General features: G+C 73.3%; 10 protein-coding genes. 1 reads left to right on the top strand and 9 read right to left on the bottom strand.

The annotated features are described in order from the left end of the window. Nucleotides 1-64: 64 nt before the first annotated feature. From proB to AB0M93_RS10755, 5 genes are all read right to left on the bottom strand, one after another. The gene (gene proB, locus AB0M93_RS10775) at nucleotides 65-1,174 is read right to left on the bottom strand and encodes a glutamate 5-kinase (RefSeq protein ID WP_364270937.1); all 1,110 of its coding nucleotides are present in this window, start codon (nucleotides 1,172-1,174) and stop codon (nucleotides 65-67) included. After that, nucleotides 1,171-2,628 (bottom strand): GTPase ObgE, encoded by a 1,458-nt coding sequence (gene obgE / locus AB0M93_RS10770; protein WP_364270934.1) that lies wholly within the window; start codon nucleotides 2,626-2,628, stop codon nucleotides 1,171-1,173. The genes proB and obgE overlap by 4 nt, the downstream gene beginning before the upstream one ends. Nucleotides 2,629-2,736: 108 nt before the next feature. Then, entirely contained in the window at nucleotides 2,737-2,994 is a 258-nt protein-coding gene (gene rpmA, locus AB0M93_RS10765) for a 50S ribosomal protein L27 (protein WP_003067129.1), read from the bottom strand. A gap of 38 nt (nucleotides 2,995-3,032) precedes the next feature. Beyond that, a complete protein-coding gene (gene rplU, locus AB0M93_RS10760; protein WP_003067132.1) occupies nucleotides 3,033-3,347 on the bottom strand; it encodes a 50S ribosomal protein L21 in 315 nt (104 codons plus the stop codon). A gap of 164 nt (nucleotides 3,348-3,511) precedes the next feature. Then, nucleotides 3,512-6,481 (bottom strand): translation initiation factor IF-2 N-terminal domain-containing protein, encoded by a 2,970-nt coding sequence (locus AB0M93_RS10755; protein ID WP_364270931.1) that lies wholly within the window; start codon nucleotides 6,479-6,481, stop codon nucleotides 3,512-3,514. Between the two features lie 540 nt (nucleotides 6,482-7,021). On the opposite strand from AB0M93_RS10755, the gene AB0M93_RS10750 reads away from it, so the two are divergent. Beyond that, entirely contained in the window at nucleotides 7,022-8,440 is a 1,419-nt protein-coding gene (locus tag AB0M93_RS10750; RefSeq protein WP_364270928.1) for a S8 family serine peptidase, read from the top strand. A gap of 5 nt (nucleotides 8,441-8,445) precedes the next feature. On the opposite strand, the gene AB0M93_RS10745 is transcribed toward AB0M93_RS10750, so the two are convergent. From AB0M93_RS10745 to AB0M93_RS10730, 4 genes are all read right to left on the bottom strand, one after another. Beyond that, complete coding sequence (locus AB0M93_RS10745) at nucleotides 8,446-9,267, bottom strand: ABC transporter permease (protein ID WP_364270925.1); 822 nt, start codon at nucleotides 9,265-9,267, stop codon at nucleotides 8,446-8,448. Next, nucleotides 9,267-10,073 (bottom strand): ABC transporter permease, encoded by an 807-nt coding sequence (locus tag AB0M93_RS10740; RefSeq protein WP_364270922.1) that lies wholly within the window; start codon nucleotides 10,071-10,073, stop codon nucleotides 9,267-9,269. Before AB0M93_RS10740 ends, AB0M93_RS10745 begins: the two co-directional genes overlap by 1 nt. Nucleotides 10,074-10,197: 124 nt before the next feature. After that, nucleotides 10,198-11,154, bottom strand: coding sequence for an ABC transporter ATP-binding protein (locus tag AB0M93_RS10735; protein WP_364270919.1), 957 nt, complete (start codon nucleotides 11,152-11,154; stop codon nucleotides 10,198-10,200). A gap of 30 nt (nucleotides 11,155-11,184) precedes the next feature. After that, nucleotides 11,185-14,442 (bottom strand): phosphodiester glycosidase family protein, encoded by a 3,258-nt coding sequence (locus AB0M93_RS10730; RefSeq protein WP_364272828.1) that lies wholly within the window; start codon nucleotides 14,440-14,442, stop codon nucleotides 11,185-11,187. Between the last annotated feature and the right edge of the window lie 125 nt (nucleotides 14,443-14,567).

The following is a 14,567-nucleotide window of genomic DNA, read 5'->3' as shown; positions in this document are numbered from 1 at the left end:
GTGATGCCTCTCGGCGCACGGGGGATGCCTGGCTGGTCACGCGAGATGCCCCTTGCGGGACGGGTCAGCGGCGGAGGGGGACCAGGTCGTCGGCGTGGACCACCTCGCGGCGGTGCTCCTGGGGAAGCTCGGGGGTCGAGCGGCCGATCAGGTCCGGGAGTTCCGTTGCGTCGAACGCCACCACTCCGCGGGCCACCGGACGGTCGCGGGCGTCGACCAGGTCGACCACGTCGCCGGCCTGGAAATCGCCGTCCACGCCCGTGATGCCCGCGGCCAGCAGGGACCGGCGGCGGCGGACCACCGCCGTCACCGCGCCGTCGTCGAGGCGGAGCTTGCCCGTCGTGTCCGCCGCGTAGCCCAGCCAGAACCGGCGGGCCGACAAGCGCGTGTCCGCCGGGGCGAACGCCGTGCCCGGGGACGCCGTCGTCAACGCCGCCGAGGCTTCCGACGCGGCCGCCAGCAGCACCGGGATACCCGCCCCGGCCGCCGTGCGGGCCGCCGCCAGCTTGGACACCATGCCGCCCGTGCCCAAGCCTGAGCTGGACATGCCGACCGAGATGCCGTCCACATCGGACTCCGAGAGGACCTCCGTCAGCTTGCGGGTCGCGCCGCTGCGGGGGTCTCCGTCGTACAGTCCGTCCACATCGGACAGCAGGAGCAGCGCGTCCGCGCCGATCAGGTGGGCCACCAGGGCGGCCAGGCGGTCGTTGTCGCCGAAGCGGATTTCCTCGGTCGCCACCGTGTCGTTCTCGTTGACGACCGGGACCGCACCCAGCGCCAGCAGCCGCGAAAACGTCCGCTGCGCGTTGCGGTAGTGCGCCCGGCGGACCACGTCGTCCGAGGTCAGCAACACCTGGCCGACGGTCAGCGAGTACCGCCCGAACGACTCGGCGTACGCGTGCGCCAGCGCCAGCTGCCCGACGCTCGCCGCCGCCTGCTGCGTCGCCAGGTCGCGCGGCCGCTTGCCCAGCGAGAGCGGGGCCAGGCCGGCGCCGATCGCGCCCGAGGACACCAGGACGATCTGGGTTTCGCGGGCGACGCGCTCGGCGATCGCGTCGACCAGCGCGTCGAGGCGGGCCACGTCGAGCCCGCTGCCCGCGGTGGTCAGCGCCGACGACCCGACCTTGACGACCAGCCGCCGCGCGGCGGCGATCGCTTGACGCGTGCCGCTCACTCGCCGGCTTCCAGGTCGTCCTCCAGCTCGTCCGAGCCGGCCCGCCGGACCCGGCGCGCTTCCTTGCGCTCGGCCGCGCCGATCCGGTCGCTGCGCTCCAGCCGGACGTCGGTGCCGCGCCCGGAGAGGTGGACCGCCACCGAAGGCGTCGACGGCTCCCACTCGAACTGGACGTCGCCGATCGTGACCGGGCTCCCCGGCCGCGCGCCGAGCTTCGCCAGCTCGTCTTCGACGCCGAGGCGGTTGAGCCGGTCGGCGAGGTAGCCGACGGCCTCGTCGTTGGCGAAGTCGGTCTGGCGGATCCACCGCTCGGGCCGCGCGCCGCGGACGACGAACGCGCCCTCTTCCTCGGGGTCGACCTCGACGGTGAACCCGGAGTCGTCGACGGCCAGCGGCCGCAGGACGATCTTCTCCGGCTCCAGCACCGGCTGCGCCTCGCGGTACTTCTCGACGATCGCCCCGAGCGCGAAGGTCAGCTCGCGCAGGCCCTTGCGGGACGCCGTCGAGACCTCGAACACCTGCAGGCCGCGGGCCTCGAAGTCGGGACGGACGAAGGCGGCGAGCTCGGCTGCCTCGGGGACGTCGATCTTGTTGAGGACGACCACCCGCGGCCGCTCCTCGAGCTTCCCGCCGAGACTGGGCGTGTACTTCGCGAGCTCCGCCTCCAGAGCGTCCACATCGGACAGCGGGTCGCGCCCGGGCTCCAGCGTCGCGCAGTCGACGACGTGCACCAGCACCGCGCAGCGCTCGATGTGGCGGAGGAAGTCCAGCCCCAGGCCCTTGCCCTCGGACGCGCCGGGGATGAGGCCGGGCACGTCGGCCATGGTGAAGACCGTGTCGCCGCCGGTGATGACGCCGAGGTTCGGCACCAGCGTGGTGAACGGGTAGTCGGCGATCTTCGGCTTGGCCGCGGACAGCACCGAGATCAGCGACGACTTGCCGGCCGACGGGAACCCGAGCAGGCCGACGTCGGCGACCGAACGCAGCTCCAGCACCAGGTTGCGGGTCTCGCCGGGCTCGCCCAGCAGGGCGAAGCCGGGCGCCTTGCGGGCCTTCGACGACAGCGCGGCGTTGCCGAGCCCGCCGCGGCCGCCCTGGGCGGCGACGAACGTGGTGCCCGGGCCGATCAGGTCGGCGACCATTTCGCCGTCTTCGGTGAACACGACGGTGCCGGACGGCACCTTCATGGTCAGGGTCTCCCCCGCCGCGCCCGCGCGGTTGCCGCCCTGGCCCATCTTGCCGTTGCCGGCCTTGGCGTGCGGGCGGAAGTGGAAGTCGAGCAGGGTGTGCACGTTCGGGTCGACGACCAGCAGGACGTCGCCGCCGTTGCCGCCGTTGCCGCCGTCCGGGCCGCCGAGCGGCTTGAACTTCTCGCGGTGCACCGAGGCGCAGCCGTTGCCCCCGTCACCGGCGGTCAGGTGGATGACCGCACGGTCCACGAACCGGGACGCCATGACTTTGCCTCACTTCACTCAACGACAAGCTACGAACAAAACAAACGAGGGGTGGCACCGGATATTCCGGCCCCACCCCTCGTCAGAGGTCTAGACAGAAGCCGAAACTCAGGCTTCCGACGGCACGATGTTGACCGTCTTGCGACCACGCTTCTCGCCGAACTGGACCGCACCGGCGGCCAGGGCGAACAGGGTGTCATCGCCGCCACGGCCGACGTTCACGCCGGGGTGGAACTTGGTGCCGCGCTGGCGGATCAGGATCTCGCCGGCGTTGACTTCCTGGCCGCCGTAGCGCTTGACGCCGAGGCGCTGCGCGTTCGAGTCACGACCGTTGCGGGAGCTGGACGCACCCTTCTTGTGAGCCATAGCTCAGTCCTCTTTCTACCTAAGATCCGGAGAAGTTCTTACAGCGAGATGGCGGTGACCTCGACGCGGGTCAGCTTCTGCCGGTGACCCTGGCGCTTGTGGTAGCCCGTCTTGTTCTTGAACTTGTGGATCCGGATCTTCGGACCCTTGGTCTGCTCGACGACCTTGCCGGTGACCGAGACCTTCGCCAGCGCGTCGGCGTCCGTGGTGACATCGCCACCGTCGACGTACAAAACGGCGGGGAGGATGTGCTCGGTGCCCGGCTCGCCCTCGAGCTTCTCGACCTCGACGACGTCGCCGACGGCCACCTTGTACTGCTTGCCGCCGGTCTTGACGATCGCGTACGCCGACACGGAAGTCTCCTGCATTACTCGACAATGGGTGGGGGCTTGCGCAACCGGCCCACCTGATGGAAACGGTGGTCCTGGACTCGCGCAGGCGACCTGCTCTGGTGGCAGGCCGTACTACAGGTTACGTGGGGTGCCCCGGTGCGTTACCACCGGGGTCCCCTAGTTGTTCACTGGCTCTGGTCGGAGGCGTGCACCGGCGGACCCGCGGGCCGCGACGCCGCCCGGCGCGGACGGCGCCGGGTGGAGCGCACGGCCGGTTCGGGCACGCTGACCTCGGGTTCGGCGACCGGCTCGGCGGCCTCCGGGGACGCGGTGACCGGCTCCTCCGCCGGTTCCGGCGCCGAAGACGCCTCGACCTCGGGCTCCTCGTCCTGCGGCACCGGCACCTCGTCCGCCTGGGTGGTCACCGGGGTGCCGGCGACCTCCTGGGCGGGCTCGGCGGGCGGCTCGGCCGCCACCGGCGTCTCGTCCGCCTCCGTGGTCGCCGGGACGCCCGCGACCTCCCTGGCCGGCTCCGGGACGGGCCCGTTGCCGTTCAGCGCGCCGTGGTCGTGCTCCTTGGCGGCCTTCGCGGCGTTGGCCACCGCGGCCACCGCGGACGCGATCGACTCGCGCCGCTCCGGCGGCGGCACCGCGTGCACCTCGGCCTTGGCGGCTTCGGCCTGCTCCTTGGCGGCCTCTTCGCCCTTGCCGCGGCCCCGCGACCGGCGGGAGGTCTTCTCCCCGCCGCCGTTGCCACCGTTGCCGCCGTTGCCGTTCCCGCCGCCGTGCGAGGACACGTTGTTCGCCGTGCGCTGCAGTTCGGTCGAGACGAGCACGCCGCGGCCCTTGCAGTGCTCGCACGGCGCCGAGAACGCCTCCAGCAGGCCGGTGCCGATCTTCTTGCGGGTCATCTGCACCAGGCCGAGCGAGGTGACCTCGGCGACCTGGTGGCGCGTGCGGTCGCGGCCGAGGCACTCGGTCAGGCGGCGCAGCACCAGCTCGCGGTTGGACTCGAGCACCATGTCGATGAAGTCGATGACGATGATGCCGCCGATGTCCCGCAGCCGGAGCTGGCGGACGATCTCCTCCGCCGACTCCAGGTTGTTGCGGGTCACCGTCTCCTCGAGGTTGCCACCCGAACCGGTGAACTTGCCGGTGTTGACGTCGATCACGGTCATCGCCTCGGTGCGGTCGATGACCAGGTAACCGCCCGACGGCAGCCAGACCTTCCGGTCGAGGGCCTTGGTGATCTGCTCGTCGATCCGGTGGTCGGCGAACGCGTCACCGGTGCCGGTGTAGCGCCGGAGCCGGTCGGTGAGCTCCGGGGCGACGTGGCTGACGTAGCCGTTGATGGTCTCCCAGGACCGGTTGCCCTGGATCTCCAGCTTGGTGAAGTCTTCGGTGAAGAGGTCACGCACGACCTTGACCAGCAGGTCCGGCTCTTCGTAGAGCATGGTCGGCGCGCCGCCCTTCTTGCCGGAACCGGCGGCGGCCTTCTCCTTGATGACGTCCCACTGCGCCTTCAGGCGGTCGACGTCGCGGCCCAGCTCCTCCTCGCCGATGCCCTCGGAGGCGGTGCGGATGATGACGCCCGCGTCCTCGGGGACGATCCGCTTGAGGATGTCCTTGAGCCGGCGGCGCTCGTTCTCCGGCAGCTTGCGGGAGATGCCGGTGGCGCCGCCCGCGGGGACGTACACCAGGAAGCGGCCGGGCAGCGAGATCTGCGTGGTCAGCCGGGCGCCCTTGTGCCCGACCGGGTCCTTCGTGACCTGGACCAGCACCGAGTCGCCGGTGGACAGCGCCTGCTCGATCTTGCGGGCTTTGCCTTCCAGGCCGGCGGCGTCCCAGTCGACCTCGCCGGCGTACAGCACGGCGTTGCGGCCGCGGCCGATGTCGATGAACGCGGCCTCCATGCTGGGCAGCACGTTCTGGACGCGGCCGAGGTAGACGTTGCCGACGATCGAGCCGGAGCCCGACTGGGTCACGAAGTGCTCGACGAGGACGCCGTCCTCGAGCACCGCGATCTGGGTGGAGTCGCCGTGCTCGACGACGACCATCGTGCGCTCGACCGACTCGCGCCGGGCCAGGAACTCGGCCTCGGACAGGATCGGGGCGCGGCGGCGGCCGGCCTCGCGGCCGTCGCGGCGGCGCTGGCGCTTGGCTTCGAGCCGGGTGGAACCGCGGACGCTGCGCACCTCGTCGCGCGCCGGGCGCTCGCGCTCGGCCGCCTCGGCCTTGGCCTGGCGGACGTGCGTGACCGTGTTCGGCGGGTCGTCGGTGCCGGTGGCTTCGGCGTCTTCGCCGTCCGAGCCCTTCCGGCGGCGACGGCGGCGGCGACGGCGGGTGCCGCCTTCGCCCTCGTCGGCGTCGCTCTCGGCCTCCGAAGACGACTCGGCCGCGTCGTCGGCCTCTTCGGCCTCCGCTTCGGGCTTCTCGTCCCCGCCGCGGCTCCTGCGGCGCGGCTGCTCCTCGACCGGCTCGTCTTCGTGCTCGGCGGTGTCGTCGCCGCCATCGGCGCCCTTGCCCCGGCCACGGCCGCGACGGCCCCGGCGGCGACGGCGGCGGCTGCCGGCGTCCTCGTCGTCGTCGGCCCCGGCGTCGGTGACCGGCGTGGTGTCTTCGGGCTCTTCCTCGACCACCTCGGGCTCGGGACGCGCGGGCTCGGCGAACGGGTCGGCCGGCTTGCGGGCCGGCTTGGCCGCGGGCTCCGGCGGCTCCGGCGGCAGGAAGACCGGCGACGGCGCGGCGAACACCGGCAGGTGCGCGCGGGTCTTCTGGCGCGGCCGCGGCTTCTCGGCCTCGGCGACCGGCACCTCGGGCACCGGCGGGCGGGCCGGCGCGGCCTCGCGGGCTTCCGGCGGCTGCGGGGTCTCCTCGGGCGCCTGCTCGGCAGGCGCACCTGCCGCGTCACCGGTGTCCGCCGGGGCGAACGCCTCGGCGACCTTGAGCGCCACGTCCCTGGTCACGCTCGACTGCGCGCTGCGGACGCTTTCGCCCAGCTCCGTCAGCTTCGCGAGGACGTCCCGGCTGTGCGATTCGAGCAGCTTGGCCAGCGCGTGCACCCGGATCCGGGCGGGCAGGTCGGCCAGCGGGCCGCTCGTGGGTGTGGCGGGATTCCCGCCGGCGTGCTCGGCGGGTGTTTCCGCGTTCGACATGTGTCTCCTCCGCCCCCGGGCGCGTCTGCCGGTTCGCACCGGCAGGGACGCGGCCGCGCAGGGGCCCCTTTCTGTTCGTTCCGCCGTGGTGGTCACCAGCGGCGGGAATCCTGGCCCGACGACCGGGCGCCGCACACCACCGCTTCCGGTGGCGCGCAACCCGGCCAAAGGTCTGCTCGGCGGCGTGCATAAAGGCACTCGCGGCCCCCGGGCCGCCCGCCACGTCGTCCAGCCGCCCGGTTCGCGGGCGGCGACGCGCGTCGCGGGAGTCCACGCACTTCACCGGGCCACAACGCCGCAGGCAGCACCTCTCACGTGCGCCCCGCGGCCCAGCGGCCACCCCGAGTATCCCACACCGGGTGACCGCTCCGGTGTACTCGGTACCTCCGCCCACGCCGCCGGGCGCGCCGGGCACCCCACCGGCGGGGGAACTTCGCCGCAGCGCTTGTCCGCCGGGCACCGGGTGGCTACCGTGCGGCTCGGGGTGACCGGGATCTCGCGCGCCGGCACCCGCGGTTCCTGCATCCGGTGGGAGGTCCGGTGTCCCTGCTGGCGCGGCCCCTGCGGGCGGCCGTGTGCACCGTCCTGGTGCTTTCGGGGTGCGTCACCGCCGGTCCCGCGGTGGCCGGCGAGCCGGGCTGCGCCCAGGGCCGGGTCCTGCGGTACGTCGTCACCTTCGACCGCGGCACCGCCGAGCCCGCGGCCCGCTCGGAGATCGCCGCGGCCTGCGGCTCGACCACCGTGTACTACCCGCAGATCGCCGTCGCGGTCGCCACCTCCGGCGACCCCGGCTTCGGCGGGCGGATCGGGCCGGACCGGGCGTTCAGCGCCCAGGCCGAACGGCTCGCCGCGCAGCGCGCGACCGAGGTCCGGCCGCAGCCGGTGCGGGCGGCGCTGCCGCCGACCGACCCCGCGAAGGTGCCCGGCGCGGACCTGAGCGGGCAGCAGTGGGACATGCGGATGATCAACGCCCGCGGCGGGTCCGGCGGCCGCCGGGACGTCGTGGTCGGCGTCCTCGACTCCGGGATCGACCCGCACCACCCCGACCTCGCCGCCGCCCTCGACCCCGACGACTCGGCCGGCTGCCTGACCGGCGCCCCGGACCGCTCGCCCTCGGCCTGGGCGCCGACGACGTCGGTGCACGGCACGCACGTGGCGGGGATCATCGCCGCGGCCGACGACGGCCACGGCGTGACAGGTGTGGCGCCCGGGGTCAGCGTGGCGTCGGTGAAGGTGATCGACGACCGCGGCTACGCCGACCCCGAAGCCGCGGTGTGCGGCCTGATGTGGGCTGCGTCACGGCACATGCGGCTGACGAACAGCAGCTTCTTCGTCAACCCGTGGACGCTCTCGTGCATCCGCGGCAACGACCGCGGCGTCGTCCACGAGGTGCTGGCCCGCGCGGTCGAATACAGCACGTCGGCGGGGACGCTGAACGTCGCGGCGGCGACCAACGAGGCGGTCGACCTGACGCCGTCGGCGCGGTCCGGCTCGCCCGGGGCGGGCAGCGGCTGCGAAGCCCTGCCGGCCGCGCTGCGGGACGTCGTCGCGGTGTCCGCCGCCGGCGCCGACCGGGTGAAGGCGGGCTACAGCTCGTACGGGCTGGGCGTGATCGACATCACGGCGCCCGGCGGCGAGGCCGGCGAGTGCGTGCTCTCGACCGTGCCGGGCGGGTACGCACCGCTGTGCGGGACGTCGATGGCCGCGCCGCACGTCACCGGGGTGCTGGCGCTGCTCGCGTCCGCCGCGGAGCAGGCCGGGCCCCGGCAGCTGCGGCGCACGCTCGACGCGCAGGCGATGCCGATGCCGTGCCCCGCCGACTACGACCTGACCGGCGACGGCCTCCAGGACGCGTACTGCGCCGGGTACGAGGGCTACAACGGGTTCTACGGGCACGGGATGGTCAACGCACCGGCGGCCGCCGCGGCACCCGGCGGGCGGCCGGACCCGGCGCGCTGACCGCGTCACGTCAGGAGCAGTTTCGCGATCCGCCGCGTCGACGCCCAGAGGCCCACCGCGCCCAGGACCAGCAGGTAGGCCAGGTTGACCAGCATGCCGCCGGACAGGATCCCGGTCGCCAGGCCGCGCATCAGCTCGATCGCGTGGTAGAGCGGGAGGCAGCGGACCACCCACTGCAGCGGCTCGGGGTAGACCGACAGCGGGAAGAACGTCGTCGCGAAGAGGAACATCGGGGTCAGGCCCAGCTGGATGTAGTCGAACTGGGCCGTCGACCGCAGGAACGTCACCAGCGCCATGCCGATCGCCGAGAACGCCAGGCCGACCAGGAGCGCCGCCGGGACCATCAGCAGCGCCCACCACGACGCCAGCAGGCCCATCGCCGCCGCGATCGCCAGGAACGCCACCGCGTAGATGCCGCCGCGCGTGATCGCCCAGCCGATCTCGCCCAGCGCCACGTCGAGCGGGCCGATCGGGGTAGCCAGCATGGCGTCGTACAGCTTGGCGTAGCGCAGCTTGAAGAAGAGGTTGTACGTCGATTCGAAGACGGCGCCGTTCATCGCCGACGTCGCCAGCAGCGCCGGCGCCACGAAGGCGACGTAGCTCATCGGGTGCCCGCCGGGGCCGGTCACCTCGGTGACCAGCCTGCCGAAGCCCAGCTGGAACGCCAGCAGGTAGAGGAACGGCTCGACGGCGCCGGACAGGAAGATCAGCCAGCTGCCCCGGTACACCATGACCGAGCGTTCGACGAGCATGCGTGCGCGGCCCGCGTACAGGCCGGGCGGCAGCACGCGGAAGAGCAGCCCGGCACGGGTTTCGACGGTCGTCATCAGACCACCAGCCTCCGGTAGAAGGCCCGGTGCGCGAGCACCCACCCGGCCGCGAACAACGCCGCCAGCACGGCGAAGTGGCCGAGCAGCGCCCAGCCGCCGACCCCGCCGATGCTGAGGCCGCGGGCCAGCTGGGTGCCGTGCCACAGCGGGGAAAGCCAGGCCAGCCACCGGATCGCGGCCGGCAGCTGGGAGATCGGGAAGAACGTGCCGGAGAACAGGGTCATCGGCATCACGACGAAGCGGAAGATCAATCCGAAGCGCTGGCCCTCGTCGAAGGTGCTCGCCGCGAGCGCGGCCATCGGCGTGGTGCAGGCGAGCCCGGTGACGGTGCCGGCCAGGACGACCAGCAGCACGCCCGGGCCGGTCCAGGCGCCGAAGAAGAGCGCGACGAACGCGTAGATCGCGCCGGCGAGGGTCAGGCGCAGGGTCGACCAGATCAGGTGACCGCCGAAGACCTGGCCCGGTGACACCGGGGTGGCGGTGACGGCCAGGTAGTCCTTCTGCCACTTGAAGCCGGACAGGACGGGGTAGCTCGACTCGCCGACGGCCTGCTGCGCGGCCCCGGCGGCCAGCAGCGCGGGCGCGATGTACTGGAGGTACGAGAGGCCGCCGGTGACCGCGCCGGGCCGCACCTGCGAGCCGAAGCCGAGCCCCATCGCGGCCAGGAAGAGCACCGGCTGGAGGCCGGTGGAGTACAAAGTGGACACCCAGTGGCGGCGGTACCAGGTCCAGTACCCCTCGACGCGGAGCCAGGCGCCGTGCCACTTGCCGACCACGCGGCCGGTGGATTCGACGGTCGTCATGGCCGGCTCCCCGGCCACGACCGGAGCCGCGGGAGACCGGGCGTGGGGGCTGCGCCCACGCAAGACACGCCGGCGGGGGTCATGGGCGAGCGCTTTCCGCGAGCATGGTTGTTTTCCATCCGAGTCAGTCCACCAGCGTCCGGCCGGTGAGCCTCAAGAACACGTCCTCCAGCGAGCTGCGCCGCACCAGGCTCGACAACGGCCGCACGCCGCGGGAGTGGGCGTGCTCCAGCGCCGCTTCGCCGTCGTCGCTGTACAGCAGGACCCGGTCCGGCAGCACCTCCACGCGCTCGGCCAGCCCCTCGATCTGCCGGGCCGCCGCGACCTGCTCCCCCGGGGCGAACCGGAGCTCGACCACCTCGCGCGTCGAATACCGCCGGATCAGGTCGGCCGGGGAGCCCTCCGCCGCGATGCGGCCGTGGTCCATCACCACCAGCCTGTCGCACAGCTGCTCGGCTTCGTCCATGTAGTGCGTCGTGACGATCAGCGTCGTGCCCTGGGCCTTCAGCCGGAACAGGCGATCCCACAGCAGGTGGCGGGCCTGCGGATCGAGGCCGGTCGTCGGCTCGTCGAGCAGGAGCAGCTCCGGGTCGTTGACCAGGGACCGCGCGATCGTCAGCCGCCGCTTCATGCCGCCCGACAGCGGGTCGACCTTGTCGTCCGCGCGGTCACCCAGCTGGGCGAACTCCAGCAGCTCCGCCGCCTTGCGCCGGGCCGCCGCCCGGGACAGGCCGAAGTAGCGGCCGTAGATCAGCAGGTTCTCCCGGACCGTCAGCTCGACGTCCAGGTTGTCCTGCTGCGGCACCACGCCGAGGCGCGCGCGGATCCGCGGCCCGGCGGCCTCCGGATCCAGCCCGAGCACGCGCAGGTCGCCGTCGGTGCGGGGCGACACGCACGCGATCATCCGCATCGTCGACGACTTGCCGGCGCCGTTCGGGCCGAGGAAGCCGAACGCCTCCCCGCGCCGCACCTCGACGTCGATCCCGCGCACGGCCTCGAACTCGCCGAAGCGCTTCACCAGTGCCTTGGCCTGCACCAGTGCCGGTTCCCGGTCCTCCGATTCGTCCACGCTCCGCACCATAGGACCCACCACCGACAAAAACCGAACGCTTTAGCCGCGCACCGTCACGACCAGCGACTGCGTCACCCCGTTGACCGTCACCGAAAGCCGCGCGACCCCGGGCCGCAGCGCGGTCAGGACGCCGGAGGCGGGATCGAACGAAACGACGCCCCGCGTGGCCGTCCAGTCCGCGCTCACCGGGTACGACACCGGCACGTCCCGCATCCCCTGCCGCAGGGACGCGCGCACCTGCGCCCGCTCGCCGGGTGCCAGGGACGACGGCCCGGTGAGCGTCAGCGAGTCGACGTTCGGCCGCGTCTCGAAGCGCACCGGCTGGGCGCGGTCGGCCGGGTCCACGCGCAGCAGCGTCCAGCCGACGAACCCGCCGTCGCCCGGTGCGGCCGCCGGTGCCTTGCCCGAATTGCCGTTGACCAGGTACGGCACGCCGTCGACCCGGGACAGCGAGAACACGCCCGCGTGCGACGCCACGGCCGCGGCGGGCTTGCCCGATGCCTGCTCGAACCCGGTCAGCCACTGGGTCAGCAGGGCCGCTTCCTTGCGGTCGCCGAGCTGGGAGTTGCCGGTCGGGCTCGGGTCCTTCACCGGGTGGTGCATCGCGACGACGACCCCGCGCACGGATCGGTCGGCGGCCGCCGAGTCGAGGGCCGAGCGCAGCAGCCGGACCTGGTCGAAGCCGCCCGCACGCAGCGAGCCGCGCGAGGAGTCCAGGAGCACCAGCCGGATACCGTGCACGTCGACGACGCGGTGAGTCTCCCCGAAGGCGGCCTGGAAGTTGGCGAGCCCGTTGCCCGCCTCGGCCTCGTGGTTGCCCGGGACGTAGTACCAAGGCACCTTGCCGTCGAGCTCTTCGGTGATCACCTGCCGGGCGAGCACGAAGTCGGGTGCCGTGCCGCGGTCGACGAAGTCGCCGTTGATCAGCACCAGGTCCGGTTTCGCCGCGACGGCTTCGCGCAGCGCCCGCCGGGCCTGCGCGACCAGCGGTCCCGCCGGGTCGTCCGCGGTGAACTGCGCGTCGCTGACCACCGCGACCCGCAGGCCACCGGTCAGGACGCCGTCGGTGACCAGGGCCGGGTCGTGCGGGGCCGGGTCGGCGGGCACGGTCGTCGCCGGCGCCACCTCGAACGTCAGGTCGTCGAACACGAGCCGGCCGTCGTACTGCTGGTCGGGCACGTTTTCGACGGCGTAGAACCGCGCCAGGCGCTGCCCGGCGGGCAGGCCGGCCGGGATCGCCGCCGTGACGTACCGCCAGCCCGTCCAGTCGACGCTCAGCGAAAGGTCCACAATGGACGCCACGTTCGCCGCGTCGCGCAGTTCGGCCCGCAGCCACGCGCCCTTGGCGTCGCCGTTCACCCACAGGCCGATCTTCTGCGTGCCGTCCGGGACCGGCAGCGGCGCCGACGGCGTCACGTAGGCCGCGCGCGTGGCCGTCGTGCCGGTGAGCCGGTAGTCGAGCGCGAGCCCGGCGCCGCCGTCACGGCCGGGTGCCGCCGACAGCGCCGCGCCGACGACCGCCGGGAACACCGTCGCCGTCCAGCCCGCCGGACCGTCCAACGGGGACGCGACCTGCGCCACGGTGCCCACCGACGCGGCCAGGTGCGTGGTGAACCCCGCCGCCGACGCGGTGATCGCCGTCGCGCCGGACGCGGTCAGCGCGGTCACCGCGTAGCCGTCCCCGGACGGTTCGACCCGCACGACCGAGTGGTCGTAGTCCAGCTTGACGTCGTCGGGTTCGAGCCAGGTGCCGTAGCCGTCGGCGTCGTAGCCGTAGACCTTGAACGTGCTTCGCGCGCCCGCGCCCGACAGCGCGACCTGCTCGGTGCTCGTCCCCAGCCGGACCGGCTCGCCCAGCACGGAAAGCGCCGTCTTCCCGGCCGCCCGCCCGGAGCGGGCGACGACGTCGACGCGGCCCGCGCGGTGCCCGGTGACGACGCCGTGCGTCACGGTCGCCCGCCGCGGATCCGACGTGCGCCACCGCGGGTCGGCGGCCACCGCGGCGCCGGTCTCGTCGTGGCCGTCGGCGACCAGGTGCCGGCTCAGGCCCGTCAGCACGCGGTCCGCGCCGTCCGCCGCCACGGCCGGTGCCGGCGCGAAGCCGGTGAGCCTGCCGCTGCCGGGCACGGTCGCGAAGCCGATCCCGTTGGGCACCAGGCGTTCCCCGCCGTCGGACGGCGAATTCCGGACGCTCGGCGCGGCTTCGCCCTCGTTGCGCGCCAGGAGCGTCGACGACCCGCCGCCGTCGAGGTTGATGGCGTCGTCGGCACCGAGGTTCTTCATGTGCCGCGCGAGTTCGAGCTCGGTCATCCCGCGGCTGTCGGCCTGCCGCCCGTCCACGGTGGCCAGCCACAGCTTCCGGCCGTCGGCGGAGAAGCCGACCGCAGTCCGCGGGTGCATGGCGACGTTGTCGACCGGCTGCACGACGCCGTCGCGGAGCAGGACCTCGTTGCCGCCCACCGCGACCGCGATCTTCCCGGCGTCCGTGCGCGGCGCGTACGTGACGCTCACGGCGTCACCGGGCTGCAGCGCGGCGAGCGCGTCCGCACCGGCTTCGCGGGCCAGCAGCACCGTCGTCCCCGCGGCGATCGGACCGGGCGCCGGCTGCTCGCGCACGGCGGTGACCACGCCGTCGCGGAGTTCGACCTCGCGCACCCGGGCAGCTCCGGCAACCGAGCTCGCGCGCCCGGATGCGCCCCACAACGGCGTGTAGACGCCGATCGCGTCCGCACCCAGGACGGGGCTGTTGAAGTTGGTCGCCTTCACCGTGCCGCCGGGCAGCGTCACGGTGGCTTCGAGGAAGATCGACGCGAGCCGGGCCTTGCCCTCGTCGGTGATCGACGCGGTGAGATTGTGCCCGTCGGCGGGAGCCGTCTGCAGCTGCCCGCGGTCGATGCCGACGCCGATCGGCGCGCCGGTGGCGGTGATGTCGAAGAAGTCGCCGTTGACGCCGGCCACCGCGCCCGCCCGCGCGATCTGCTGCGACAGCGGGGTGCGCGCCGACACCGTGCCGGGGCTCAGGTACGCCGGCTTGAGCACCTTGCTGTCCAGGTCGACGGCGAGGGTGTCGCCGCGGATCCAGCCGGCCGGGTCGAACCGGTCGAACTGGGTGAGGTTCAGCCCGGGCGCGACTTCGGTGGTCGCACTGCCGGTGACCAGGCCGTCGTCGGGGTCCGCGGTGGCGAAGGCGGCCGGGCCTTCATGGGCCGAGGACGCGGCGGGCGAGGCCTCGACCGGTGGCGTGCCGAGCGGAGCTTTGAGGGGATCGGCGTGCGCGGGGACGACGAAGGCCGACATGAACAGGGCGACCAACGGCAGCGCAGTGCGTGACTTCTTCACCAGGTACCCCAGTATCGAGTGAGAGTGAGCCGGACCAGCACAGCGCAGCGGAACGGCCGGGGGAAGACTTCCCGGTGAACGCC

The sequence above is a fragment of the Amycolatopsis sp. NPDC051102 genome (genome assembly GCF_040682815.1).
In the GTDB taxonomy this organism is placed as follows: domain Bacteria; phylum Actinomycetota; class Actinomycetes; order Mycobacteriales; family Pseudonocardiaceae; genus Amycolatopsis.
Note: the sequence above shows the minus strand (reverse complement) of the source record. Positions and strands in the feature narration are given on the sequence as shown.